Genomic DNA, 24,693 nt, shown 5'->3' on the forward strand with positions numbered 1-24,693 from the left:
GTCACCTCGTTTCTTCTTTCCGCTCCTTAGCGCGGAGTTGCCCGCAAGCAGCGTCAATATCATGCCCGTGTTCACGGCGAATCGTTACATTGATTCCGTGTTTTTTCAACGTTTTCTCAAATTTAAAGATTTGGCTTCTCGGCGTCCGAACATAATTTCGTTCCGGAACATAGTTCACTGGAATTAAATTGACATGACACTTTAGATCTTTGATCAGCTCGGCCAATTCTTCGGCGTGTTCAACCGAATCATTTACTCCGCCGAACAATCCGTATTCAAAGCTGACTCTTCTGCCTGTTTTTTCAATATAATACTTTACGGCTTCGATTAAATCCGGCAATTTGTATGCGCGGTTAATTGGCATTAATTTGCTGCGAAGCTCATTATTAGGAGCATGGAGGGAAATGGCGAAATTAATTTGCAAATTTTCATCGGCAAATTGATAGATTTTCGGTATGATTCCGCTTGTAGAAACCGTAATATGGCGAGCGCCGATATTGAGTCCTTTTTCATGGTTGATAATTTTTAAAAACGAAAGCATTTGATCATAATTATCAAACGGTTCTCCAATTCCCATAATGACGACGGAACTGACCCGTTCTCCCATTTCATCGAGCGCTTTTTGCACATGCACCGCTTGCGCCACGATTTCCCCTGCCTCTAAATTTCTTTTTAATCCTCCTAAAGTTGAGGCACAAAATGTGCATCCAATCCGGCATCCAACTTGTGTGGTCACGCAAACCGAATTTCCGTATCGATGACGCATTAGCACCGTTTCAATAGAAAATCCATCATGCAATTCAAATAAAAATTTAATGGTGCCATCTTGAGAAGTTTGTTGAACAATCGTTTTCAATGTGGTGATAGTAAAGTGTTCCGCCAGTTTATCCCGAAGGCTTTTCGGCAAATTCGTCATTTCTTCAAACGACGTGACCCGTTTCTTGTAGAGCCAATCATAAATTTGTTCTGCTCTGAAAGGTTTTTCGCCATGATGGCGGATCCATTCTTTCAACTCAGGCAGTTCCATTGAGTAGATAGAAGGCGGCCTGTCTTCTATCATTTTCTTAGATTTTTTCGTCATCGTGATTGTCTGTTCCATTTTTCATTCATCCTTCTTTCTAAAACAGCTGATAAAAAATCCATCTCCACCAAAATCTTGAGGAAAAATTTGAAGAAAATGTCCCGCTACAAACGGCTGCACCGCTTCCGGCAGATGATCCAACGGCTCGGGTTCAAATTCAGGATGGCGATCAAGAAATCGATTAGCGGTACCTTCATTTTCTTCTTGGTCCACCGTACAAGTACTGTAGACCAAAAGGCCGCCGGATTTCAGAAGAGGTGCCTGGGCGTCCAATATTTCCAATTGTATTTTCTGCAAAGACTGAAGATCTTCCTGTTTCTTGACATATTTTATATCCGGCTTCCGTCTTAAAACGCCTAGTCCAGAGCAGGGGGCATCGACTAAAATACGGTCGAAAGATTGCGGCGGGAACTTTTCTCCTCCTTTACGGCTATCAAGAGGGAGGGAGGAAATATTTTCAAGACCTAATCGAACTGCATTTTCTTCAATCAATTTGATTTTATGAGGATGTAAATCAAGAGCATACACTTTTCCTGTTCCCTGCATTTTTTCCGCCATATGGGTCGTTTTCCCGCCGGGAGCAGCGCAGGCGTCAAGGACAACCATTCCGGGTTCCAGTTTCATGGCGTGCGCTACCAGCATAGAACTTTCATCTTGAATGGTCATCAACCCTTTCTGAAAAGCGGACGATTGGGCTGCGTTCCCTTTCAAAACTCGAATGGCTTCCGGCAAAATCGGACTTTCTTCTGCTGAAAATCCTTCTTGGCGCAAGCTGATTAAAACTTCAGCCCTATCTGCTTTCGTTTCATTCACGCGCACCGTTTGAACAGGAACGGACAAATTGGTTTCACACATCGCTATTGTTTTTTCCAATCCGAATTGACGAATCCAGCGCTTGACAAGCCACTCCGGATGACTTGTCTCAATCGAAATTCGCTTGACTGGATCCGTGATCGCATCTAATGCTGGCAATCCCTTTCGTTGTATGGAGCGAAGCACGCCATTGACCATGCCGGCAATTCCTTTATGGCCCCGTTTTTTGGCTATTTCCACCGCTTCGAATATAACAGCCCGGTCAGGAACTTTGTCTAAATACACCATTTGGTACAAAGATAATCGCAATAAATTTCGTACCCATGATTTTAGCTTGTGTTTCAAAAACGGTGCCAAAAAATAATCCAGCGTAAATTTTCTTTGTATCGTCCCATATGTTAATTCTGTCAATAAACCGGCATCCGGACCTGTTAAATCGTATTTTTGAATAGCTGAATTCAGCAATAAATTACTGTAAGACTGATTTTGTTCGACTGCTTCCAACAGTTCAAGCGCAGCCTCGCGAACATTTTTCTTTTTTTTCTCCATTTCAATCTCCCAATTTCATTCCAATTTGCAGAGATCCGGCTCCTCTCAAAAACTGTTCCGCTTTCATCCTCTTTTTTCCGGCTGGCTGGAGCTCCGTAATCTTGATGCCTGTTTCATTTCCGGAAGCGACGAGAATGCCGTCATTTTCTATCGCCACGATGGTTCCGGGTTCTTGTTTTTCAGGGAGCGTTTGTTTTTCTCCCCACCAAATTTTCACTATATTCCCATCAAGTGTAGTATAGGCAACCGGCCAAGGATGCAAACCACGTATATGATTGTAAATATCCTCACCCGGCTTGGTCCAATCAATTTTTTCCTGCTCTCGCTTAATATTGTGGGCAAATGTCGCCCGACTCTCGTCTTGCTTAATCGGCGTGATTTCGCCATTTATAATTTTTGGAAGCGTTTTGGAAAGCAATTCGGCCCCTTCACTGCTTAATTTGTCATGCAAGATGCCGACATGATCCGTTTCTTCGATCGGCACTTCCACTTGGCTGATAATATCTCCGGCATCCAATTTTTCTGCCATATACATGATGGTGATGCCTGTTTTCTTTTTGCCTTGCATGATCGCGTAGTGGATCGGCGCTCCGCCGCGAAGTTCCGGCAAAAGAGAAGCATGAACATTTATACAGCCGTATTTAGGTGCTTCAAGCAGTTCCTTCGGCAAAATTTGTCCGTAGGCTGCAGTCACGACGATATCCGGCTTGAAACTCAATATCGTTCGCAATTCTTCTGAATTTCTCAATTTTTCCGGCTGGAGAACGGGAATGCCGTGTTTTTCTGCTTCTACTTTAACAGGAGGCGGAGTCAGTATTTTTTTGCGGCCAACAGGGCGGTCAGGCTGTGTCACAACCGCTTGAATTTCATAGCCGTCTTCTAGTAGCCTTCTTAGAATAGGGACAGAAAAATCGGGTGTTCCCATAAATACAATCTTGATCATTCAGCCTCATACCCTTCCAACGATTCTTCTTCTACATATTTATCCACTTTAGTAGTAAACAAAATACCATGAAGATGATCAATTTCATGTTGAATCGCCCTTGCCAAAAAACCATTGGCTTCGATGATGAAAGTTCGTCCTTTCCAATCTTTTGCCTTTACCTTCACGTAATAGGGCCTTGTCACTTCCCCGTATAGACCGGGAATACTTAAACAGCCTTCTATATCTGTTTGGGTCCCTTTTGTTTCCAAAATTTCCGGATTGACAAGTGCGATCATTCCATTTTCGTCTCCGATATCCACAACTGCTACCTGGAGATCGATCCCGACTTGAGGAGCGGCCAGACCAACCCCGTCCGCCTCTAACATTGTTTCGTGCATATCTTTAATCAATTTTTTTAAATGTTTATCAAAAGATGTCACTCGCTTGCATTCTTTTTCTAATATTTCTGCAGGATAAGTGACAATAGGTAATATCGCCAAAACTTTTCCTCCTAACTTACATCATCACAAACGGATTGATATCCACTGCTATTTGCAAATGAGAATAGGATCCTTGTCCGTTATACTGTTCCAATATCGATTTCAACGTATCGGAAAGCATTGGTTCATGCTTGTATTTTATCAAACATTGATAGCGATATCTATCATTGATCCGAGGAATGGGAGAAACAGTCGGTCCGAGAACAACCGTTTTATTGGAGAGCCGGCTGCGGATGAATTTCGTAATTTTTTCTGTTACGGAGGCTGCCACGAGCGGATCCTCATGGCTGACATTGACAAGGGCCAAATAATAAAACGGAGGATAACTTCCCAATTTTCTCATGATCATCTCCCGCTGATAAAAACGCTCAAAATTTTGTTGACCGGCAAGCTGTATGCTGTAATGTTCAGGGGTATAGGTTTGAACAACCACTTCTCCTTGCAATTCATGCCTGCCGGCTCGTCCGCTCACCTGGGTTAATAGCTGAAACGTTTTTTCTGACGAGCGGAAATCGGGAAGATGCAGCATCGTATCCGCACTTAACACCCCGACAAGTGTAATATTCGGAAAATCCAGCCCTTTCGCAATCATTTGCGTTCCTAGCAAAATATCGGCTTTTCCTTCTGAAAACTGGCGCAGAAGAGTTTCGTGAGCGCCTTTTTTTCGTGTCGTATCCACATCCATTCTAATGACTCTGGCCTCAGGCAGCAGCTTTCCCAATTCTTCCTCTACTTTTTGTGTTCCGGTCCCAAAATAGCGAATATATGGGCTGCCGCATTCCGGGCAAACAGACGGCGCTATTGTTTCATAGCCGCAATAATGGCATTTCATTTCATTTGAAAAATGGTGATATGTTAATGAAATGTCGCAATGCGGACATTGAACGACATAGCCGCAGTCTCGGCACATGACAAAGGAGGAATGTCCTCTTCGGTTTAAAAGCAGCACGGTTTGTTCGCCCTTTTCCACTCTATCTTTTAACTTTTCAAATAGAGACCTTGAAAATATCGAACGATTGCCAGCCCGCAGCTCTTCTCTCATATCGACAATTTCCACTTCAGGAAGATCGCGGTGATTCATACGGTTTTTCAGCGTTAATAAATGGTATACACCTTTTTGCGCCCTCGCGAAACTTTCCAACGAAGGAGTGGCGCTTCCTAAAATGACGGGACAATTAAAATGCTGTGCTCTTTTGATCGCAACGTCCCTAGCATGATATCGCGGAGTTTCTTCTTGTTTATAGCTTGTCTCATGTTCCTCATCAATGATGATGATCCCGATGTTTTCAAACGGCGCAAAAATAGCCGAACGAGCTCCCACCACTACTTTCGCTTCTTTTTTTAAAATTTTCCGCCATTCATCATACTTTTCGCCAATGGACAATCCGCTGTGCAAAACGGCTACATCATCACCAAATCGGCTTTTAAAGCGATGAACCATTTGCGGTGTCAGAGAAATTTCCGGTACGAGCACAATGGCTTCTTTTCCTTTTTCCAGTACCTTTTGGATCGATTGCAAATAAATCTCTGTTTTTCCGCTGCCTGTCACTCCGTATAATAAAAAAGTTTCATGCTTTTCTTCTTCCAAAGCTTCAATAATGGGGGAAATGGCTTTTCTTTGCTCATCTGTCAAAGGAAAGGGACTTGTTTTTTCAAAATCCGTTTGAGCGTAAGGATCGCGATATACTTCTTTTTGCTCTTCATACAAAATCCCTTTTTGGATCAGCGCCTGCAAACTGGATGACGTACTGTTTGCATTCTCCAGCAGTTCTTTTGCAGATATCATTTCTTCCGGATGTTGTTTAAACACATCGATCAGCCGTTTTTGTTTGACGGCATTCCCCTTTAAACGGGAAGCGGCTTCTGACAGTTCCTCGGCCGATAATCTCGTGCCAATCATCCGTACTGTCTTTTTGTTTCCCTTGCTTTTCACCTTATAAATCAATTCAACCGTTCCAGCTTTCACCTCTTTTTGTATAGAGGTTAAAAGTCCCGCCTTTTCCCCTTCTTCCCAAGTGATTTCCTTTTTATTCTTAAACAGCTCGGCTACCTTCTCATCCGCTATCTTCTCTTCGTTGACTGCCGCGAATCGCTTTTCGTATTTTGCTTTCATGGCAGCTGGAAGCATCGCTTGATAGGCCGAAACTTTAAAACAAAGCGTCGTTTTCGTCAACCAGTCAGCTAGATCCATCAACTCTTGATTCAGTACCGGAACAACGTCCATTGGCTCTCGAATGGCTTTTAACTGAGGAAAAGACGAATGGTCTTTTACTTTCACTACATACCCTTGCACATTTCTTGACCCGAAAGGCACGATCACTCTCATGCCTGGCTGGATCATTTGACTCCATTTTTCAGGAATCAAGTAATCAAATGGCCGGTCGGTTTGCATGGTTGGTACATCCACAATCACGCTTGCTATGTTCATTTTGATCTTTCCTCTTGAAGCGTTTTGACGATTTCACGAAAGATTTCTTTTGCCAATTCTTTTTTGGACATAAGCCCTAATCGTTTGTTTGAACCGTCTTTTTTATAGATTGTCACAATATTGGTATCTTCCTCAAAGCCGGCACCTTTTTCGTTCACATTATTAGCAATGATCATATCTGCGTTTTTCCGCTTCAATTTACTCATTGCATATTCATCGAGATTGGAAGTCTCAGCGGCAAAACCAACGAGAAACTGATGATCTTTTCTTTCGCCGAGCGTTTTTAAAATATCTTTCGTCCGTTCCATTTGGATGATCAAATCTCCATCCTGTTTTTTCATCTTTTCATTGGATACTTGTTTTGGACGATAATCGGCAACAGCCGCACTTTTAATGACAATGTCTGCGGACGGAAACTCCTCCAGTACGGCGTCGTACATTTCTTCAGCGTTTTCTATATATTTTACGTTCACACCGATCGGCGGATTTAACGAAACCGGGCCGGAAATAAGCGTTACATCAGCTCCTAATTGATGGGCCTCTTCCGCCAAGGCGTATCCCATTTTTCCGCTAGAACGGTTGGAAAAAAAGCGGACAGGATCCAAAATTTCGCGTGTCGGTCCCGCTGTTATGACGATTTTCTTTCCTTTCAAAGGCTGATTTTTTTCTTTTTCCCAATACGAGCTAATCAACTTGACAATGTTCTCCGGTTCCTCCATCCTTCCTTTTCCTACATATCCGCAAGCCAAATAACCTTCATTTGGTTCTACAAATTGATAACCGTAAGATTGCAGACGTTCAATATTTCGCTTCACCGCAGGATGGTCGTACATATGGACGTTCATTGCCGGCGCTATCCAAACCGGAGCAGTAGCAGCAAGTAAAGTCGTCGAAATCATATCATCCGCTATGCCGTTGGCAAGTTTTCCGATGATATTCGCTGTAGCCGGCGCCACGAGAACGAGATCGGCCCAATCTGCCAGGTCAATATGGGCGATCGATTCGGGATGCTTTTCATCAAATGTATCTGTATAAACATCGTTTCTAGACAGCGCTTGAAACGTTAAGGGCGTGACAAATTTTTGAGCTCCGTTGGACATAATGATTTTTACAGAAGCCCCCGCCTGCGTTAATTTACTGGTCAATGCCGCTGCTTTGTAAACGGCAATTCCACCTGTAACGCATAGTAAGATGTTTTTTCCTTTCAACATTATAAAACCCCCTTCTCTATACCATTTTACCGCTATTGGACAGAAAAACTTTGTTTTTCACTCGACTTTGTAAACGAAACATTCCGGATCAAGAAGCAAAACAAAAAAACCTCACGGAAATAAAATCGGTTAATGGGCGCCTACAGGTTAAAAGCATCTCTTCCTATTTCAAAATTCCTTCTTCGTATAAACGACTGACTTGTCTATGCTTTTATGTCACACGAATGAAAACCGCTGACATGATTCGACTTTTTTGATTAAGAAAAAATAACAACCTAATAAGGTTGTTATCCTTCATCGGAGTAAGTTGTACCTTCTGTTTTTTCTTTTAAGGTTAAATACTCGGCATCTATTTCTTCCAATGCTTTACCGACATATTTCTGTGAAACATAGGAATCTAAAAGTTCGTCTTCAGGATGATCTTGTAATTGACGCGCTCTTTTGGCGGCAATGCTGACAAGTGAGTATTTGGAATCAATTTTCTTTAATAAAGAGTCAATCGATGGATAAAGCATACTATTCTACCTCCAACATTTTTTTATAATGATGCTGAACTCTTTCACGTCGGCAATGCTCGGCAATAACGATGGCTTTAATGCGTTCGCATGCCTTTTCCACTTCATCATTTTCCACTACATAGTCGTATAAATCCATCATTTCGATTTCTTTGCGAGCCTTTTCCATTCGTCCGCGAATTCGTTCATCATCTTCTGTTCCTCTATTCACGATGCGATTATACAGTTCGGAAAGGCTTGGCGGCGCAAGGAAAATAAATAAGCCGTCGGGAATTTTTTCACGTACTTGTTTGGCTCCTTGCACTTCGATTTCCAGAAAGATGTCTTTTCCCGCTTCCAATGTTTCTTTCACATAATCAAGCGGAGTTCCGTAATAATTCCCCACATACTCCGCATATTCAAGCAACTTTCCTTCCTTTATAAGCTGTTCGAATTGTTCGCGGGTTTTAAAAAAATAATCTACACCGTCTACTTCACCTTCCCGAGGCTGTCTGGTCGTCATGGAAATAGAGTATTCGAATTCAACATTTGGGTCTGAAAAAATCGCCTTGCGCACCGTTCCCTTTCCTACACCGGACGGACCGGACAAGACAATCAACAATCCTTTTTCTTTCCTCATGAAATTATCCTTCCTCCAATTCTTCTTTTGAAACAATTCGATGCGCGACCGTTTCGGGCTGAACGGCTGAGAGTATAATATGACCGCTGTCCATAATAATGACAGCTCTAGTCCTTCTCCCGTATGTAGCGTCAATTAATGAACCTCTTTCGCGCGCTTCCTGAACCAACCGCTTAATCGGGGCGGATTCAGGACTGACTATGGAAATGATTCGATTGACAGAAACAATATTTCCAAACCCAATATTAATCAGCCTGATGGACATGCGGCTCCTCCAATCAATGTTTGATTTTGAACGTAGAAGTTCTGACCCATTACTCAATATTTTGTACTTGTTCTTTCATTTTTTCTAAACAGCTTTTTAATTCAATGACATTTGCCGCGATCTCTGAGTCATTCGCTTTGGAACCAATCGTATTGACTTCTCTGTTCATTTCTTGAATGATGAAATCAAGCCTTCTGCCGATCGGTTCATCTTTCTCCAAAAGCTGTGAAAATTGCTTTATATGGCTGGCTAATCTTACACATTCCTCATTAATATCCGCTTTATCAGCCAAAATAGCCACTTCCGATAAAATTCTGGCTTCATCCACCTCGTTATTGGACACAGCTTCTTTTACTTTCTTTTCAAGGCGTTCTTGATAATGCTTGGACACTTTCGGTGCAAGAGATTGAATTTTTTAATGACCGTCTGAATTTTATTTAATTGAATCAGCAAATCTTTTTCAAGCTGTTCCCCTTCTAATTTACGCATTTCCAACAAATTTCGAACAGCTTCTTCTATCGTTTGGAAAACAAGTTTTTCAAGTTCCTCGTTTTCTTCTTCTCTTTCTTCTATCGTAATTAATTCTTCTTTACGAAGAAAGTCGCTGATTTGGATTTCGCCATTTAACTGATATTTTTCTTTTATTTTTTTTATGAATTGATAATAATCCTCAATCAAATTCCAGTCAACATGTATTGAACGTTTAAGAGCCCCCGCTCCTTCGATGATCACAAAAATTTCAACACGCCCACGTTTTATGTATTGTCCGAGATATTTTTTGATTTTATCTTCCAGCTTTAATAACTGTCGGGGCATGCGTATCGTAAACTCGCAAAAGCGGTGGTTCACTGATTTCATTTCAACCGTAACCGCATGCTGAGCAGACTCTGCTTTGCTTCTTCCAAAGCCTGTCATGCTAACAACCATCGGTTTCACATCCTATCCAGCTATGAATTTCTCTTTTACGAACAACGTCTATCGAGGAGAGCATTTCACCCTCCCAAATGTCCTTCATCCACAAGGTAATCTTCCGGATTGCTGTCATTCAAGCTTTATGCATTTTTTGGACAGCTGACAAACGGACGCTACCTTCTTATTGATTCAGTCAATTACATATATTGACATGATGAAAAAGGGTCCATTTAAGATATACGTCTTTCTGCAAAAAGAAAAGGTATAGAGGAAAATCCCCTGATACCTTTTGGATTATATCACAAATCATTTTCTTTTTCTTGTATAAAAAGAGCCTGCCAAAAGAAATGTCGGTAATGCACTTAGCCCTAATATAAGCAGCCATTCCCTGGGAGGAAGGGTGACCGTTTGAAAAACCGGCTGCAGCGAAGGAATATAGATCACCGCCAGCAATAGAACGGCCGATGAGAGAACAGCCAGAACGAGCCAACGATTCTCAAACGGATTTCGAGAAAAGATCGAATGTTCGCTTCTACAATCAAATACAAGGATCAATTGACTAACGGTTAAAGTGGCAAAAGCAATCGTTTGAGCATAGGCTAAATTTTCCGGATGCTGTTTTCGAGCAACAATAAAAGCGATGATGGTGACAGCGCCAATTAAAAATCCTCTGGACAAAACCTTCCAACCAAGACCACGAGCAAATACCCCTTCTTTTGGATTTCTCGGTTTGCGCTTCATCACATCTTCTTCCGGATGGTCCAGTCCTAATGCCATGGCCGGAAGTCCATCCGTCACTAAATTGACCCATAAAATTTGAATGGGGACGAGTGGAAGAGGAAAGGCTAAAATCATGGCAAATAGCATCACTAAAATTTCCCCTACATTGGAAGCTAATAAATAGCGAATAAATTTGCGAATATTTTCATATATATTTCTTCCTTCTTGAATCGCTGACTTAATAGTGGCAAAATTGTCGTCCATGAGCACAAGCGAAGAAGCTTCTTTAGCCACATCTGTACCCGAGATCCCCATGGCAATCCCGATATCAGCAGCTTTGATGGCAGGTGCGTCATTGACTCCATCTCCCGTCATCGCCACAATGTGGCCATTATTTTGGAGAGCCCGAACGATTTTTAATTTATGTTCCGGGGAGACTCTGGCGAATACAGCTGTATCTTGAACTACTTCTTCCAGTTCAGCGATAGACATTTGATTAAGTTCCTGACCACTGACCACTTTGGAACGATTATCTAATATCCCTAATTGCTTGGCAATGGCTCTTGCTGTCATTACATGGTCTCCTGTAATCATAATGGTCTTAATGCCAGCTTCTCGGCACTCTTTGATGGCTTGTCTGACTTCCGGACGAGGCGGATCAATCATTCCTTCAATGCCAATAAAAATAAGCTCTTTTTCCGCTTCTTCTACATTTTGAATAGCTGATTCCCTCTCCTTAAGCGGTTTGTAAGCAACTGCAATATTGCGAAGAGCCATGCCAGCAAAATCACGGATTACGTTGTCTACGATCTTTTTATGATCGCGGGAAAAGTTTACCTTTTTCTCGTTCCATAGAATCGACGAACACTTTTGGATTAACACGTCCGGTGCTCCTTTGGTGATGACAAAACGCTGCCCGCTTTGATCTTTCACCACAACGGACATCATTTTTCGAATAGAGTCGAACGCGAATTCTTGTTCCACTGTGAATTGTTGCGACAAATTCTCCCTTGTCAGGCCCGCTTTCATCGCCGCCACCAATAAAGCCCCTTCCGTTGGATCGCCGTCAATAAAAAAATCACGCTTGTTTTGTTTTAACTCCGCATGATTACATAAAAGTCCGAATGTCAGCAGCTGATAAAGACTTTTTTCCCGTTGGGGTATGATCCGGACGCCATCTTCAAAAAATTCTCCATTCGGTGAAAAACCTGTTCCGCTTACGGTCCACGTTTTCCCATTCGACCATAAATGGGTCACGGACATTTTATTTTGCGTCATCGTTCCGGTTTTATCGGAACAAATAACGGATGCGCATCCAAGCGTTTCGACAGCCGGCAATTTGCGGACAACGGCCCTTTTTTTAATCATCCGCTGAACCCCCAATGACAAAGCGACTGTCACAATGGCCGGAAGCCCTTCCGGAATCGCCGCAACCGCCAGCGATACGCCAGCAAAAATCATTTCATAAAAACCATGACCTTGCAAAATCCCAATGCCCACCACTAACGCCGTTAAAAACAAAGCGGCGACAATTAATACTTTTCCCAGCTGTTCCAACCGCATTTGGAGCGGGGTAGAAAGGGTTTCGGCATTTTGAAGCAAATCGGCAATTTTCCCCATTGCCGTATTCATGCCGATTGCCGTAACAACTCCGATTCCGTTTCCCCTCGTAACCATTGTCCCCATGAAAGCCATATTCTCTAAATCCCCGATATTTAAATGTTCCCCGTGAATCGATTCAGCGATTTTAGGTACAGGGACCGATTCTCCTGTTAAAGCGGACTCTTCCAATTCTAAGTTATTCGCCTTTAAAATACGGACGTCGGCACCAATTCGGTCTCCGCTTTCGAATTTCATCACGTCCCCAATCACGAGCTCTTTTGAAGGAATTTTTATCCATTCACCGTTCCGGAGCACGTTTACTTTGGGAGCAGATAATTCCTTTAAAGCTTGCAAAGATTGTTCGGCTTTACGTTCCTGAAAAAAGCCAAGAAACCCATTCACGATCACGATGGCAACGATAGCGATCGCGTCCATATACTCCCCCAGCAATCCAGACACTAAGGTAGCTGCCAGTAAAACCAATATCATAAAATCTTTAAACTGAGAAATAAACAATTTAAACGCGGACTGGGATTCCCCTTCTTCCAATTCATTAACGCCGAATTGTTTTCTCCGTTTTTCTACTTCTTTTGAGTTCAATCCCTTTTCCAGATTAACATTCAATTTTTTTTCTATGTCCGGCCTTTCCATCTCATAAAATTTCATTTCTCTATCACACTCTCCCCTTAAACGTCGCTCTTATAGCAAGGTTATTCAGACTCGTCCAAAAAAATGATATGATTTATTAGAAAAGAGCACTTTTCACGCTTGGAGTTAGTTGTGATGGCAAAAACAAATGAAGGCTAATGGATTTTAATCCATTCATAATTCCCTTGCACAGATTTCTAACAACAACTCAATGAGAGTTTCCATTATAATAATAAAGATTCATTAAAAAGGACGCTCTTACAAGGAGCATTAAAATCATATATAGAAAAGGATGTTTCATTATGTCGTTTGACGGATTATTTACTCACGCCATGATGATGGAGCTGCAAAAAGTACTCACTGGCGGAAGAATTACGAAAATCCATCAACCTTATAAAAACGAAATTATTCTCATCGTCCGTTCCAAAGGGAAAAACTATAAACTGCTTCTATCTGCCCATCCTACCTATGCCAGGGTGCAGCTGACAAATGAGCCGTACGAAAATCCGAAGGAACCGCCCATGTTCTGCATGCTTTTGCGCAAGCACTTAGAAGGGGCTATTATCGAAGAACTGAAACAGAAAGAATTGGACCGTATACTGATTTTTAAGCTAAAAGGAAAAAACGAAATCGGCGATGTTTCTACTAAACAGTTAATCGTTGAAATTATGGGACGCCACAGCAATATTGTCCTGGTGGATCAGCCGACGCAGAAAATTATTGACAGCATTAAACATATTACGCCTGCCCTTAGCCGGTACCGAACCGTATTGCCTGGAAACGAATATTTATATCCGCCTTCCCAAAACAAGTTGAATCCACTGGAGGCAACCGAAGATGACGTGCTTCGTCTCCTCGATTTTAATGGCGGAAAACTCGACAAACAGCTAGTTCAGCACTTTTCCGGCGTTTCTCCGTTGTTCGCGAAGGAAGTGCTTCATGAAGCCGGGATTCCTAACCGCACGACAGTCCCAGCTGCCTTTATTCGCCTGCTGCAGCCGCTAAAAGAAGGGCTTTTTCAGCCAATGCTGTGGAAAGGAGACAAAAAAGAGCATTTTTACTGGCGAGATCTCAATCATCTTAAAGGAACAAAGCAACCGTTTCATTCCCTCAGTTCTCTACTTGACCGTTTTTATTTCGGCAAAGCGGAGCGGGACCGTGTAAAACAGCTGGGCAGTGATTTAGAACGGCTGGTGAAAAATGAATTAGAAAAAAATATATCCAAGCTAAAAAAATTGGAAAAAACGCTTCAGGAAGCGGAAAATGCCGATGAGTACCAAATACTCGGCGAATTGCTGACCGCCAATCTGTACGCCGTTCAAAAAGGAATGACGGAAATTGAAGTCATCAATTATTATGATGAAAACGGAGAAAAGGTCACCATTCCTTTGGACCCGAAAAAAAGTCCGTCGGAAAATGCCCAGTCTTATTTTTCGAAGTATCAAAAAGCAAAACATGCATTGGTCGTTGTAAACGAGCAAATCGATAAAACAAAGCAAGAAATTCAATACTTTGAAAATTTGCTTCAGCAGCTTGAATCCGCATCCCCGAAAGACATTGAAGAAATCCGCGAAGAATTAGAGGAAGAGGGCTATTTGCGGATGAAATCGAAAGCGAAGAGAAAACAAGGAAAAGAGAAACCAATGATCGATACTTACACAGCCAGTGACGGAACGATTATATTAGTGGGCAAAAACAATAAACAAAATGATTATGTCACAACGAAACTCGCTCGACGAGATGATATATGGCTGCACACAAAAGACATTCCCGGTTCCCATGTTGTGATTCGCCATAATAGCCCATCCGAAGAAACGCTGTTGGAAGCCGCCAACCTGGCCGCTTATTTCAGCAAAGCAAAACATTCCAGTTCAGTACCGGTAGATTACACGAAAATTCGTTATGTCAAAAAACCGAACGGTTCAAAACCTGGATTTGTCATCTATGACAATCAGCAAACCATTTATGTTACACCGGATCCTGATTTAGTGGTGAAATTGAAAAAATAAGGAAGAGACGCTCTCTTCCTTATTTTTTCATCTATGTATTACGATTGTACCATCGGCCAATGCTCAGGATTTTCCCGCCATTGACGAAGAGTCTCTAAATCCTTGGGTTGAATCGCTCCTTTTTCTAAAGCAACTTCCATTAGCGCTGAATAATTGCTTAAACTATAAGCTTTTAAATTGGCTTCATCAAGCAGCTGCTTTCCTATTTCAAGTTCATAAGTAAAAATCGACACGACTCCAAGCACCTCGCATCCTGATTCTCGCAAGACGTTAGCTGCTTGAATAGCGCTTCCTCCTGTCGAAATTAAGTCTTCTACGACCACCGTTTTAACGCCCGGCTGTACTTTGCCCTCTATTTGTTTCCCTTTTCCATGGCTTTTCGCTTTTGAACGAACATAGCACATGGGCAAATCGAGTAGATCGCTTACCCAAGCCGCATGAGGAATGCCCGCTGTCGCAGTCCCTGCAATGCATTGTACTTCTGAAAAATGTTTGTTAATCAAAGAAACGAGTCCTTTCGCAACTTCTTTTCGCACCGCCGGATAAGATAGGGTAAGACGATTGTCGCAATATATGGGCGATTTTATTCCTGAGGACCATGTAAATGGATCGTTTGGTTGCAAATAGATGGCTTCAATATTGAGAAGTTGTTCTGCTATTCTTTTACTTTGTATATGATCGTTCTGCATGTGACTGTTCTCCTCTCACCATTTTTACAGCTTTTTTTCAGATCTGCTGGTTTATAGACCAGAATTTCTAACAAGAGGCTTTGAATAATCATTCCATAGTTTTTTTACCTGTTGATATGCATGTAGAGGATCTGGAGCTTTAGCAATCGATCTTCCCACCACGATCATGCTTGCACCAAGTTGTCTGGCGGTTTTCGGATCTGCCACACGCCTTTGATCATGAGATTGATCTGTTTGCAAGCGGATTCCCGGTGTCACCTTTAGAAATTCAGCTCCACATGCTTCCGATATTTTTACTGCTTCATGTACAGAGCATACGACTCCGTTGCAACCAGCCGCTTTTGCCAGCTTTGCATAATGGACCACTGATTCCTCCAGCGAGACAGCAACAAGCTGTTCAGACTGCATCTCAAGTTCACTTGTTGACGTAAGCTGGGTGACGGCCAATAACAGTGGGCGCGATTTCCCTGCCGGCGTTCCGGCTTCTAACCCTTCCAAAGCCGCTTCCATCATCCGTCTCCCGCCCGCTGCATGCACGTTGACCATATCCACTCCAAGCTTCGCCAAGCCTTTCATCGCTTGTTTGACCGTATTAGGGATATCATGGAGTTTTAAATCCAAAAAAATTCGATGATTCTCTGCTTTTAATGCTTCGATGATGACTGGTCCATTCTGAAAATAAAGTTCCATTCCCACTTTTACATACAATGGCTTCCCGGAAAACGGCGCCAAAAATGCTTTTGTTTGATTCCAATCGGAAAAATCAAGAGCCAATATAGGTTCTGTTTCCATGCGACTTCCAGCTCCTTCCCGTCAATTCGCTGATATGATCAATTCCTTTAGAAGCCACATAGTCTTGCAGCTGATCAATGAGTTTCGGGCAAATAAACGGATCAACAAAATTCGCTGTACCGATGGCCACTGCGCTGGCCCCCGCATAAAAAAATTCGAGAATATCATCGAGCGAGGAAATACCGCCCATTCCAATGATCGGAATATGGACATGCTGGCTCACTTCATAGATCATCCGCACCGCAATCGGTTTGACAGCGGGACCTGACAAACCTCCGGTGCCGTTTGCCAATTGAGCCCTTCCAGTATGGATGTCTATCTTCATGCCTAAAAGCGTATTAATCATCGTAATACCGTCCGCTCCGCCTTCTTCTACTGCTTTTGCTATTTCCACAATATTGGTGACATTAGGAGACAATTTCACATATACCGGAACTTCGGATACTTCTTTCACTTTTTTCGTCAGTTCTTTTGCAATTTCCGGTACCGTCCCAAAAGCAATCCCGCCTGTTTTAACATTCGGACAGGAAATATTCAGTTCCAGCGCTTTCACGTTGTCCACTTGTGAGATGGCTTCAGCAACCGTTACATAGTCTTCCATTTCCGATCCGGCGATATTGGCGATAATCGGCACATCAAATTGTGAGAGCCATGGAAGCTCGTCGCTGATTACTTTTTTTAATCCCGGATTTTGCAGCCCAATGGCATTCAACATTCCCGAAGGGGTTTCTGCTACTCGCGGAGTCGGATTTCCAAACCTTGGTTCCGGTGTGGTCGCTTTGATCATAATCGCACCCAGCTGATTCAAATCATATAACTGGCTGAACTCTCTTCCAAATCCGAAGCAGCCTGAGGCCGGCATCACTGGATTTTTCAACTCTAAACCTGGCAATTGGACATGCAATGGATTCACAATACAACCTCCCCAATTGGGAACACCGGACCATCGCTGCATACTTTTCGATATTCCGTTCCCTTTGGATCGTTACTAGGATGGCAAACACAGGCAAAACAGGCCCCGATTCCGCAACCCATCCGCTGTTCAAGGGAAACGAACCCCCGATCGGCCGGATTTTCCTTTTCAAGAGCTTTCAGCATCGGGATCGGACCGCAAGCATATAAAACATCTCCTTTTACAGAAAACTGCTTGATGGCATCTGTGACAAATCCTTTTATTCCAAGCGAACCATCCTCTGTCGCCATATAGGTTTCACCTAAATCACAAAATTTTTCCATATAAAAAGCACTCTCTTGATTTTGAAAACCAAGAACATGAATGACATGAACATTTTTTTCTTTAAGTCGTCGCGACAAATCATAAAGAGGAGGCACTCCGATTCCGCCGCCGACTAGAACGGCGGTTTGACCAGATTCGATCGCTTCCAGCGGAAAGCCATGGCCGAGAGGGCCCAGGACATCGATTCTTTCCCCCGCTTTCTTTTCGGAAAGAAGTCGTGTCCCTTCCCCGCCCGCTCGATAAATAATGGTAAACTGTCCTAAATGTTGATGAACCGCAGCAACACTGATGGGCCGCCTCAAAAGGGGTGCGGTCCCGCCGTTGATACGGAGATGAACAAACCTTCCCGGTTCGTCCATCTCCTGAACCAATTCGCCTTCCATTGTTAATTCATAAATATTCTTGGCAATTTGTTGTTGAGAAACAATGGTCATAAGCTCTTGTTTGATCACGCCATCACCGCCTCGATGTGTCCTTTCATTTTTGTTTTCGGCATAGCTTCCATCGAAAAAGTCATCGATTCCAGCACTCTCAATATCGCTTCCGCTGTATCTAGCGACGTTAAACATGGAATGCCGTTTTCCACGGCTTCACGCCGAATTTTAAAGCCGTCGCGCTGCGGCTGCTTTCCTTTTGTCAACGTATTAATGATAAACTGCGCTTGTCCTTGACGAATGACATCCAAAATATCCGGATGTTTCGAGCCTATTTTTCCTACCGTTTCTGCTGAAATGCCTCCCATTTGCAAATATTTGGCTGTACCGCTTGTCGCCAGAAGTTTAAAGCCAATGGCCGCAAATCGTTTGGCTAGTTCCAATGTTTCTTCTTTATCCTTATCCGCAACGGTCAATAAGATGGAACCTTTTTGCTGAATTTTGATTCCGGAAGCAAGCAGCCCTTTATAGAGCGCTTTTTCCAATGTGACGTCTTTCCCCATCACTTCCCCGGTTGATTTCATTTCCGGTCCGAGTGTTGTATCCACTTGGCGCAGCTTCGCAAAGGAGAAAACAGGAACTTTTACATATACACCCTTTTGTTCTTCAGCTAATCCTGTAGAATAACCCATTTCTTTTAAATTCGTTCCCAAAATGGCTTTTGTCGCCAAGTTTGCCATTGGAATATTCGTGATTTTGCTTAAAAACGGCACTGTGCGGCTTGAACGCGGATTGACTTCCAGAACAAATACATCTTCCTTGGTCACCACATATTGAATGTTCAGTAAACCGATAATATTTAAACCTTTTGCTAATTTAATCGTATAATCGATGATTTTGTCTTTCTGTTCTTTCGTCAACGTTTGCGGCGGGTAGACAGCAATGGAATCACCTGAATGGACGCCGGCACGTTCGATATGCTCCATAATTCCCGGGATGAGCACATCGTTTCCATCCGAAACGGCATCGACTTCGATTTCTTTTCCTGTTAGATAACGATCAATTAGCACCGGATGTTCTGGATTGATCTTGACAGCATTTTTCATGTAATGAAGCAATTCCTCTTCATGATAAACGATTTCCATGGCACGACCACCTAACACATAAGATGGTCTCACAAGAACCGGGTAGCCGATTTCAGCTGCGATTTTCACTGCTTCTTCTGCGGAGAAGGCCGTCTTTCCAAGCGGTTTCGGAATGTTGAATTGATCGAGTGCGATTTCAAACTTGTCGCGATCTTCCGCACGATCAATGTCTTCTAGAGATGTTCCTAAAATGTTGACTCCCCTCTCCACCAATGAATCCGCCAAGTTAATAGCCGTCTGTCCTCCGAATTGGACGATAACTCCTTCCGGTTTTTCCAAATCAATAATATTCATGACATCTTCAATCGTGAGCGGCTCGAAATAAAGTTTATCCGAAATGCTGAAATCAGTGGAAACCGTTTCCGGATTGTTATTAATGATAATCGCTTCATACCCTGCTTCTTGAATGGCCCAGACAGAATGGACCGTCGCATAATCAAATTCCACTCCTTGACCAATTCGGATGGGTCCGGATCCGATTACGACCACCGATTTCCGACTGGTGACAATCGATTCATTTTCCTCTTCATACGTTCCATAATAATAAGGAGTTTCCGACTCAAATTCGGCAGCACACGTATCGACCATTTTATAAACCGGAACAATCCCGTATTGTTTTCTCCAGTCATATACTTCTTTTTCAGTCACGTTCCACAGTTTTGCAATAGTCGCATCGGCAAAGCCCATTTGTTTAGCTTTCTTAGTTTTTTCCACATCAAACGGGTGGGCTTTTAATACAGATTCATAGGATACAATGTTTTGAAGCTTCTTTAAGAAAAAGAGATCGATTTTGCTCCATTCATGGATGGTTTCAATCGAAATTCCCCTGCGAAGGGCTTCGCCAATGCAAAACAATCGTTCATCATCTGCTGTTTTAATTCGGGTCGCCAATGTTTGTTCATCCAGTCCCGCCAACTCTTTCCGTTCTAAATGGAACACATTGTTTTCCAGGGAGCGGACGGCTTTTAAGATGGATTCTTCAAACGTTCTTCCAATCGCCATTACTTCTCCAGTCGCTTTCATCTGCGTTCCGAGAATGCGGTTTGCCGATTCGAATTTATCAAATGGCCAACGCGGAATTTTAGAAACGACATAATCAAGGGCTGGTTCAAAACAAGCGTACGTTTTCCCGGTCACAGGGTTCTTTATTTCATCAAGTGTTAATCCAACAGCAATTTTTGCCGCCAATTTGGCAATCGGATACCCCGTTGCTTTTGAGGCGAGCGCCGACGAGCGGCTAACGCGTGGATTCACTTCGATGATATAGTAATGGAAACTGTTCGGATCAAGCGCCAGCTGGACATTGCATCCACCTTCGATTTCTAAAGCGCGGATAATTTTTAATGACGTATTGCGGAGCATTTGATATTCGCGATCGCTAAGTGTTTGGCTTGGCGCTACCACGATGGAATCGCCTGTATGAATGCCGACCGGATCGATGTTCTCCATGTTGCAGACAACGATGGCATTGTCACTGGAATCACGCATTACTTCATATTCGATTTCCTTATACCCGGCAATGCTTTTTTCTACCAAGCATTGATGAACCGGGCTTTTTTTCAGTCCTCCTGATACAATCTCAATGAGTTCTTCCTCGTTATGGCAAATTCCGCCGCCGGTCCCGCCAAGTGTATAGGCAGGACGAACAATGACCGGATAACCGATTTTTTCCACAAAGGAATAGGCTTCTTCCAAAGTATGGACAATCTCGCTTTCCGGAACCGGTTCACCCAATTCTTTCATCAGATTGCGGAACAATTCCCGATCTTCTGCTTTTTGAATGGCGGATAGCTTCGTCCCTAAAATTTCCACTCCGTACTGTTCTAACACGCCTTCTTTCGCCAATTCGACAGCTAAGTTTAAGCCGGTTTGACCGCCAAGCGTTGGCAAAATGGCGTCAGGTCGTTCTTTTTGAATCACTCGGGTCACAAACTCTAGAGTTAAAGGCTCCATGTACACAACATCGGCAATTTCAGTATCCGTCATAATGGTCGCGGGATTTGAGTTGACTAGAATGACACGATAGCCTTCCTCTTTCAAAGCCAAACATGCTTGTGTTCCTGCATAGTCAAATTCTGCTGCTTGACCGATAATAATCGGGCCGGATCCAATTACTAAAATGCTTTCAATATCTGTACGTTTAGGCATGAAGAGTCTCCTTTCCAACATGTTGATAGTTTTCCATCATGCGCATAAAACGATCAAATAACGAATTATCATCTTCCGGACCCGGTGAGGCTTCCGGATGGTACTGAACGGTAAAAGCCGGATAATCTTTATGCTTCAACCCTTCGATCGTTCCGTCATTCAGAGCAATATGAGTGATTTCCAATCTTGTATTTTCAAGAGAAGCCTCGTTAACGGCAAATCCGTGATTTTGTGAAGTTAAGGCGGTTTTTCCTGTTTCTAAATCTTTTACGGGATGATTGGATCCTCGATGGCCGAATTTTAATTTGAACGTATCTGCACCGCAAGCTAATGCAAATAGCTGATGTCCCAGGCAGATGCCGAAAACAGGTACTTTTCCAAGCAGTTTACCGACGGTTTCAATCGCTTCAGGAACGTTTTTCGGATCTCCCGGGCCGTTGGAAAGCATCACACCATCCGGCTTATATCGAAGAATTTCTTCTGCAGTTGTATTGTATGGAACAACGACAACATCACAATTCCGTTTGTTTAGCTCCCTTAAAATGCCGTGTTTCATCCCAAAATCCATCAGCACCACGCGAAATCCTCGACCAGGGCTCGGGAATGGAGCTTTAACCGATACTTGTTTTACTTGATCGGTTGACAGTTTCGTTTCTTTTAAACGAGCAATGACGCGATCAGGAGATTCGTTTTCGGAAACAATCGCCCCTTTTAATGTGCCGTATCGGCGGATAATTCGCGTTAATTTTCTCGTGTCCACTCCTGATATGCCGGGAATGTCTCTATGTTTCAAGTATTCATCGATCGACCATTCACTCCGCCAATTGGAAGGAAAGTCCGCGGCTTCTTTTACGATCAATCCTTTTACCGCCGGATGGATCGTTTCAAAATCATCTCGGTTTATGCCATAATTTCCAATGAGCGGATAAGTAAATGTAACGATTTGACCGCAATAAGAAGGGTCGGACAGCACTTCTTGGTAACCTGTCATTCCTGTAGTAAATACGACTTCTCCTATCGTTTCTTTTTCGCTTCCAAACCCTTCCCCGATCATGATGGTCCCATCTTCTAAAATAAGCTGTTTCTTCACGCGTAAATCCTTCCTTCCTGCCAAACTATTTTTCCGTTTACGATGGTTGCCACTGGCCAACCTTTGCATTTCCATCCTGCAAACGGAGTATTCCGTCCTTTAGAAGCAAAATGCTTTGGCTCAATTTTCTTTTCCAAGTTCAAGTCAATAATCACAAGATCTGCGGGAGCTCCTTCCTCAAGCTTCCCATATGGCAAATGAAACACTTCCGCCGGTTTAATCGTCATCCAATCGACTAGCTGTTTTAACGTAAAAATGCCTGTTTGAACAAATCGTGAATAAAGCAGCGGGAAAGCTGTTTCCAGGCCGACGATCCCGAAAGGAGCTTTTTCAATTCCTGCTTGTTTTTCCTCCATTGTATGCGGAGCGTGGTCTGTTGCTATACAATCAATGGTTCCATCTAAAAGCCCTTCAATTAAAGCTTCTCGATCTTCTTTGCTGCGAAGAGGAGGATTCATTTTAAAATTAGCGTCAAGCCCCGGAATGTCTTCCTCTGTCAACAACAAATGATGAGGCGTTACTTCCGCCGTCACATGAATACCCGCTTTTTTGGCATCCCGTACGGCTCTTACCGATTCTTTCGTACTGATATGGCAGACATGGTAGTGGCATCCCGCTGCTTCAGCAAGCAGCACGTCCCTTGCGATATGTACCGCTTCACATACGGAAGGGATTCCTTTCAAATGATGTTTTTTCGCAAACGTGCCGTCGTGGACGACTCCTCCGAAAATTAAAGTATTCTCTTCGCAGTGGGCGACAATCGATGCTTGAACAGCCGCCGCCTTTTCCATTGCCTTAAGCATCATTCCTGCATTTTGAACACCAACCCCGTCATCGGTAAAGGCAAATGCTCCTTCTTTTTGCAAACTTTCAAAATCCGTTAGTTCCTTCCCCGCTTCATTGACAGTAATCGAGGCATAAGGGAGGACGCGCACATAAGCTTTCTCCTTAATTCGCTTCTGCAATTCTTTCATCCGTTCCACCGTATCGGGAACCGGCTTTGTGTTAGGCATGGCGCAGACGGTCGTAAAGCCTCCTCGGGCCGCGGCGAGCGTACCGGTTTCGATCGTTTCTTTCTGTTCTCCGCCCGGCTCACGTAAATGAACATGGACATCGATAAAGCCGGGAGCAATCAAATTTCCTCCAGCGTCCAAAATGGTTTCATCGAAAGCGGTCAGATGCTCTCCCATTTCGGCTATTTTTCCGTCTTCCACGCGAATATCGACGATTTTGATTTTCCCGTTTTTACAAAGAATATTGCCATTTTTGATCAGCAGCTTCATTGGCCATTCTCCCTTCCAACACTTCTTTTAAAACAGCCATGCGGACATAAACTCCATTTTCCATTTGCTTAAATATTCTTGATCTTCTACATTCAACTAAACGATCATCGATTTCAACGCCTCGATTAACGGGAGCGGGATGCATGATGATGCTTCCCGGTTTCATTCTTTTCTCGCGTTCAACGGTCAGGCCGTACAATTCGTGATATTCCTCTGTTGAAAAAGTGGTATGTTCGTTATGACGTTCATGCTGAATTCTTAAAAGCATCAGCACATCCACCTCAGGAATCAAATCGTCGATCGCTGCAAATTCACCCGAATACAAGAAATCCTGATCAAACCATTCTTTCGGACCTGAATAAAAAACATTCGCTCCCAGTTTTCTTAATGCCTCTGCGTCGGAACGGGCAACTCGGCTGTGACGAATATCGCCGACAATTCCAATCTTCAATCCTTCAAAACTTCCAAACTCTTGCTGAATCGTAAATAAATCCAGCAAACTTTGAGTCGGATGCTGCCCGCATCCATCGCCTGCGTTAATAACGGGGATATTCACTTTTCCAATTAAGTGGCGATAGTATTCATCTTCTTCATGGCGAATCACAACCGCATCCACTCCTAGTGATTCCAAAGTACGGACTGTATCATAAAGAGTTTCTCCCTTTAATACGCTTGAACTTCCCGCTTCAAACGGTATCACTTCAAGTCCTAATTTCCTCTCGGCCATCTCAAAGCTGCTTTTTGTTCTTGTGCTCGGCTCAAAAAATAAGTTTGCGATAAAAGTTTGATTGTCAGGTTGCCAGCGATAGCCTTTGCTAAAATAATCGGCTTGCATTAATATTAACAAAATTTTATCTTTATGCAAATCCTTAATTGATACTAAATTTTTTAACATACGATCTGCACCCCTTAAATTTCGTTTTTTTGCTTGAATAAAAAAGTTTTTCTTTTTTCGTTCGAATCATCCAAAAATAGTGTGTTTTTTGATATTTGTTTTTTTATACAAGCATAAAAAACCTCTTTGCAGCTAAACGCCGACAAAGAGGTAAGCAAAATCATGCGCTCGCTGTTCGATCTCCCATACACGGTACCGAAATCAGCAGCGCCGTCATTCATTCTGCCCTTTGTCAGCCTCTCT

General features: G+C 43.0%; 19 protein-coding genes and 1 pseudogene. 1 reads left to right on the plus strand and 19 read right to left on the minus strand.

Annotation, left to right across the window (positions count from 1 at the left end; all coding sequences use genetic code 11):
* Position 1: 1 nt before the first annotated feature.
* The 11 genes and pseudogenes from rlmN to N1I87_RS11075 all read right to left on the minus strand — a co-directional run bounded on the left by rlmN (position 2) and on the right by N1I87_RS11075 (position 12,806).
* On the minus strand, positions 2 to 1,081 hold the full coding sequence (gene rlmN / locus N1I87_RS11025; protein WP_371836613.1) for a 23S rRNA (adenine(2503)-C(2))-methyltransferase RlmN: 1,080 nt from the start codon (positions 1,079 to 1,081) through the stop codon (positions 2 to 4).
* A 21-nt stretch (positions 1,082 to 1,102) separates the two neighbouring features.
* Positions 1,103 to 2,443: a 16S rRNA (cytosine(967)-C(5))-methyltransferase RsmB gene (rsmB, locus tag N1I87_RS11030; RefSeq protein ID WP_341101742.1), complete on the minus strand. Its 1,341-nt coding sequence runs from the start codon at positions 2,441 to 2,443 to the stop codon at positions 1,103 to 1,105.
* A 1-nt stretch (position 2,444) separates the two neighbouring features.
* Positions 2,445 to 3,386 carry a methionyl-tRNA formyltransferase gene (fmt, locus tag N1I87_RS11035; RefSeq protein ID WP_327797899.1) on the minus strand — a complete coding sequence of 314 codons (942 nt, stop codon included), beginning with the start codon at positions 3,384 to 3,386 and terminating at the stop codon, positions 2,445 to 2,447.
* Entirely contained in the window at positions 3,383 to 3,868 is a 486-nt protein-coding gene (gene def, locus N1I87_RS11040; RefSeq protein WP_003354526.1) for a peptide deformylase, read from the minus strand. Before def ends, fmt begins: the two co-directional genes overlap by 4 nt.
* A gap of 16 nt (positions 3,869 to 3,884) precedes the next feature.
* Positions 3,885 to 6,296, minus strand: coding sequence for a primosomal protein N' (gene priA / locus N1I87_RS11045; protein WP_341101743.1), 2,412 nt, complete (start codon positions 6,294 to 6,296; stop codon positions 3,885 to 3,887).
* Positions 6,293 to 7,507: a bifunctional phosphopantothenoylcysteine decarboxylase/phosphopantothenate--cysteine ligase CoaBC gene (gene coaBC, locus N1I87_RS11050; protein WP_003354524.1), complete on the minus strand. Its 1,215-nt coding sequence runs from the start codon at positions 7,505 to 7,507 to the stop codon at positions 6,293 to 6,295. The genes priA and coaBC overlap by 4 nt, the downstream gene beginning before the upstream one ends.
* 287 nt (positions 7,508 to 7,794) lie before the next feature.
* The gene (gene rpoZ / locus N1I87_RS11055) at positions 7,795 to 8,022 is read right to left on the minus strand and encodes a DNA-directed RNA polymerase subunit omega (protein WP_003354523.1); all 228 of its coding nucleotides are present in this window, start codon (positions 8,020 to 8,022) and stop codon (positions 7,795 to 7,797) included.
* Position 8,023: 1 nt separating this feature from the next.
* Positions 8,024 to 8,641 (minus strand): guanylate kinase, encoded by a 618-nt coding sequence (gene gmk / locus N1I87_RS11060; protein WP_340403277.1) that lies wholly within the window; start codon positions 8,639 to 8,641, stop codon positions 8,024 to 8,026.
* A gap of 4 nt (positions 8,642 to 8,645) precedes the next feature.
* Positions 8,646 to 8,906, minus strand: coding sequence for an extracellular matrix/biofilm regulator RemA (gene remA / locus N1I87_RS11065; RefSeq protein ID WP_003354521.1), 261 nt, complete (start codon positions 8,904 to 8,906; stop codon positions 8,646 to 8,648).
* Between the two features lie 49 nt (positions 8,907 to 8,955).
* Positions 8,956 to 9,833 (minus strand): annotated as a pseudogene (locus N1I87_RS11070) (YicC/YloC family endoribonuclease).
* Positions 9,834 to 10,124: 291 nt separating this feature from the next.
* Entirely contained in the window at positions 10,125 to 12,806 is a 2,682-nt protein-coding gene (locus N1I87_RS11075; protein ID WP_341101744.1) for a calcium-translocating P-type ATPase, SERCA-type, read from the minus strand.
* 284 nt (positions 12,807 to 13,090) lie between these two features.
* Between N1I87_RS11075 and N1I87_RS11080 the strand changes: the two genes are divergently transcribed.
* Entirely contained in the window at positions 13,091 to 14,797 is a 1,707-nt protein-coding gene (locus N1I87_RS11080) for an Rqc2 family fibronectin-binding protein (protein ID WP_341101745.1), read from the plus strand.
* Positions 14,798 to 14,835: 38 nt separating this feature from the next.
* Here N1I87_RS11080 and pyrE read toward each other — a convergent pair whose 3' ends face one another.
* Genes pyrE through N1I87_RS11120 form a run of 8 tightly spaced genes read right to left on the minus strand, consistent with a single transcriptional unit; the run spans position 14,836 to position 24,450 of the window.
* Positions 14,836 to 15,486, minus strand: a complete 651-nt coding sequence (gene pyrE, locus N1I87_RS11085) for an orotate phosphoribosyltransferase (RefSeq protein ID WP_341101746.1) — start codon at positions 15,484 to 15,486, stop codon at positions 14,836 to 14,838.
* Positions 15,487 to 15,537: 51 nt separating this feature from the next.
* The gene (gene pyrF, locus N1I87_RS11090; RefSeq protein ID WP_341101748.1) at positions 15,538 to 16,278 is read right to left on the minus strand and encodes an orotidine-5'-phosphate decarboxylase; all 741 of its coding nucleotides are present in this window, start codon (positions 16,276 to 16,278) and stop codon (positions 15,538 to 15,540) included.
* Positions 16,250 to 17,191, minus strand: a complete 942-nt coding sequence (locus N1I87_RS11095) for a dihydroorotate dehydrogenase (protein ID WP_341101750.1) — start codon at positions 17,189 to 17,191, stop codon at positions 16,250 to 16,252. The genes pyrF and N1I87_RS11095 overlap by 29 nt, the downstream gene beginning before the upstream one ends.
* Positions 17,188 to 17,967: a dihydroorotate dehydrogenase electron transfer subunit gene (locus N1I87_RS11100; RefSeq protein WP_341101753.1), complete on the minus strand. Its 780-nt coding sequence runs from the start codon at positions 17,965 to 17,967 to the stop codon at positions 17,188 to 17,190. The genes N1I87_RS11095 and N1I87_RS11100 overlap by 4 nt, the downstream gene beginning before the upstream one ends.
* On the minus strand, positions 17,964 to 21,182 hold the full coding sequence (gene carB / locus N1I87_RS11105; protein WP_341101755.1) for a carbamoyl-phosphate synthase large subunit: 3,219 nt from the start codon (positions 21,180 to 21,182) through the stop codon (positions 17,964 to 17,966). The genes N1I87_RS11100 and carB overlap by 4 nt, the downstream gene beginning before the upstream one ends.
* Positions 21,175 to 22,272, minus strand: a complete 1,098-nt coding sequence (locus N1I87_RS11110; protein ID WP_341101757.1) for a carbamoyl phosphate synthase small subunit — start codon at positions 22,270 to 22,272, stop codon at positions 21,175 to 21,177. Before N1I87_RS11110 ends, carB begins: the two co-directional genes overlap by 8 nt.
* On the minus strand, positions 22,269 to 23,555 hold the full coding sequence (locus tag N1I87_RS11115) for a dihydroorotase (RefSeq protein WP_341101760.1): 1,287 nt from the start codon (positions 23,553 to 23,555) through the stop codon (positions 22,269 to 22,271). Before N1I87_RS11115 ends, N1I87_RS11110 begins: the two co-directional genes overlap by 4 nt.
* Positions 23,518 to 24,450 carry an aspartate carbamoyltransferase catalytic subunit gene (locus tag N1I87_RS11120; RefSeq protein ID WP_341094778.1) on the minus strand — a complete coding sequence of 311 codons (933 nt, stop codon included), beginning with the start codon at positions 24,448 to 24,450 and terminating at the stop codon, positions 23,518 to 23,520. The genes N1I87_RS11115 and N1I87_RS11120 overlap by 38 nt, the downstream gene beginning before the upstream one ends.
* Positions 24,451 to 24,693: the final 243 nt, after the last annotated feature.

The organism is Bacillus sp. FSL W8-0102, assembly GCF_038007225.1.
GTDB lineage: Bacteria > Bacillota > Bacilli > Bacillales > DSM-4216 > Bacillus_O > Bacillus_O smithii.

What these genes read in the sequence shown, in the direction of transcription:
- rlmN (WP_371836613.1), bottom strand. Translation starts at nt 1,081, where the DNA reads ATGACGAAAAAATCTAAGAAAATGATAGAAGACAGGCCGCCTTCTATC.
- rsmB (WP_341101742.1), bottom strand. Translation starts at nt 2,443, where the DNA reads ATGGAGAAAAAAAAGAAAAATGTTCGCGAGGCTGCGCTTGAACTGTTG.
- fmt (WP_327797899.1), bottom strand. Translation starts at nt 3,386, where the DNA reads ATGATCAAGATTGTATTTATGGGAACACCCGATTTTTCTGTCCCTATT.
- priA (WP_341101743.1), bottom strand. Translation starts at nt 6,296, where the DNA reads ATGAACATAGCAAGCGTGATTGTGGATGTACCAACCATGCAAACCGAC.
- coaBC (WP_003354524.1), bottom strand. Translation starts at nt 7,507, where the DNA reads ATGTTGAAAGGAAAAAACATCTTACTATGCGTTACAGGTGGAATTGCC.
- rpoZ (WP_003354523.1), bottom strand. Translation starts at nt 8,022, where the DNA reads ATGCTTTATCCATCGATTGACTCTTTATTAAAGAAAATTGATTCCAAA.
- gmk (WP_340403277.1), bottom strand. Translation starts at nt 8,641, where the DNA reads ATGAGGAAAGAAAAAGGATTGTTGATTGTCTTGTCCGGTCCGTCCGGT.
- remA (WP_003354521.1), bottom strand. Translation starts at nt 8,906, where the DNA reads ATGTCCATCAGGCTGATTAATATTGGGTTTGGAAATATTGTTTCTGTC.
- N1I87_RS11075 (WP_341101744.1), bottom strand. Translation starts at nt 12,806, where the DNA reads ATGAAATTTTATGAGATGGAAAGGCCGGACATAGAAAAAAAATTGAAT.
- N1I87_RS11080 (WP_341101745.1), top strand. Translation starts at nt 13,091, where the DNA reads ATGTCGTTTGACGGATTATTTACTCACGCCATGATGATGGAGCTGCAA.
- pyrE (WP_341101746.1), bottom strand. Translation starts at nt 15,486, where the DNA reads ATGCAGAACGATCATATACAAAGTAAAAGAATAGCAGAACAACTTCTC.
- pyrF (WP_341101748.1), bottom strand. Translation starts at nt 16,278, where the DNA reads ATGGAAACAGAACCTATATTGGCTCTTGATTTTTCCGATTGGAATCAA.
- carB (WP_341101755.1), bottom strand. Translation starts at nt 21,182, where the DNA reads ATGCCTAAACGTACAGATATTGAAAGCATTTTAGTAATTGGATCCGGC.
- N1I87_RS11115 (WP_341101760.1), bottom strand. Translation starts at nt 23,555, where the DNA reads ATGAAGCTGCTGATCAAAAATGGCAATATTCTTTGTAAAAACGGGAAA.
- N1I87_RS11120 (WP_341094778.1), bottom strand. Translation starts at nt 24,450, where the DNA reads ATGTTAAAAAATTTAGTATCAATTAAGGATTTGCATAAAGATAAAATT.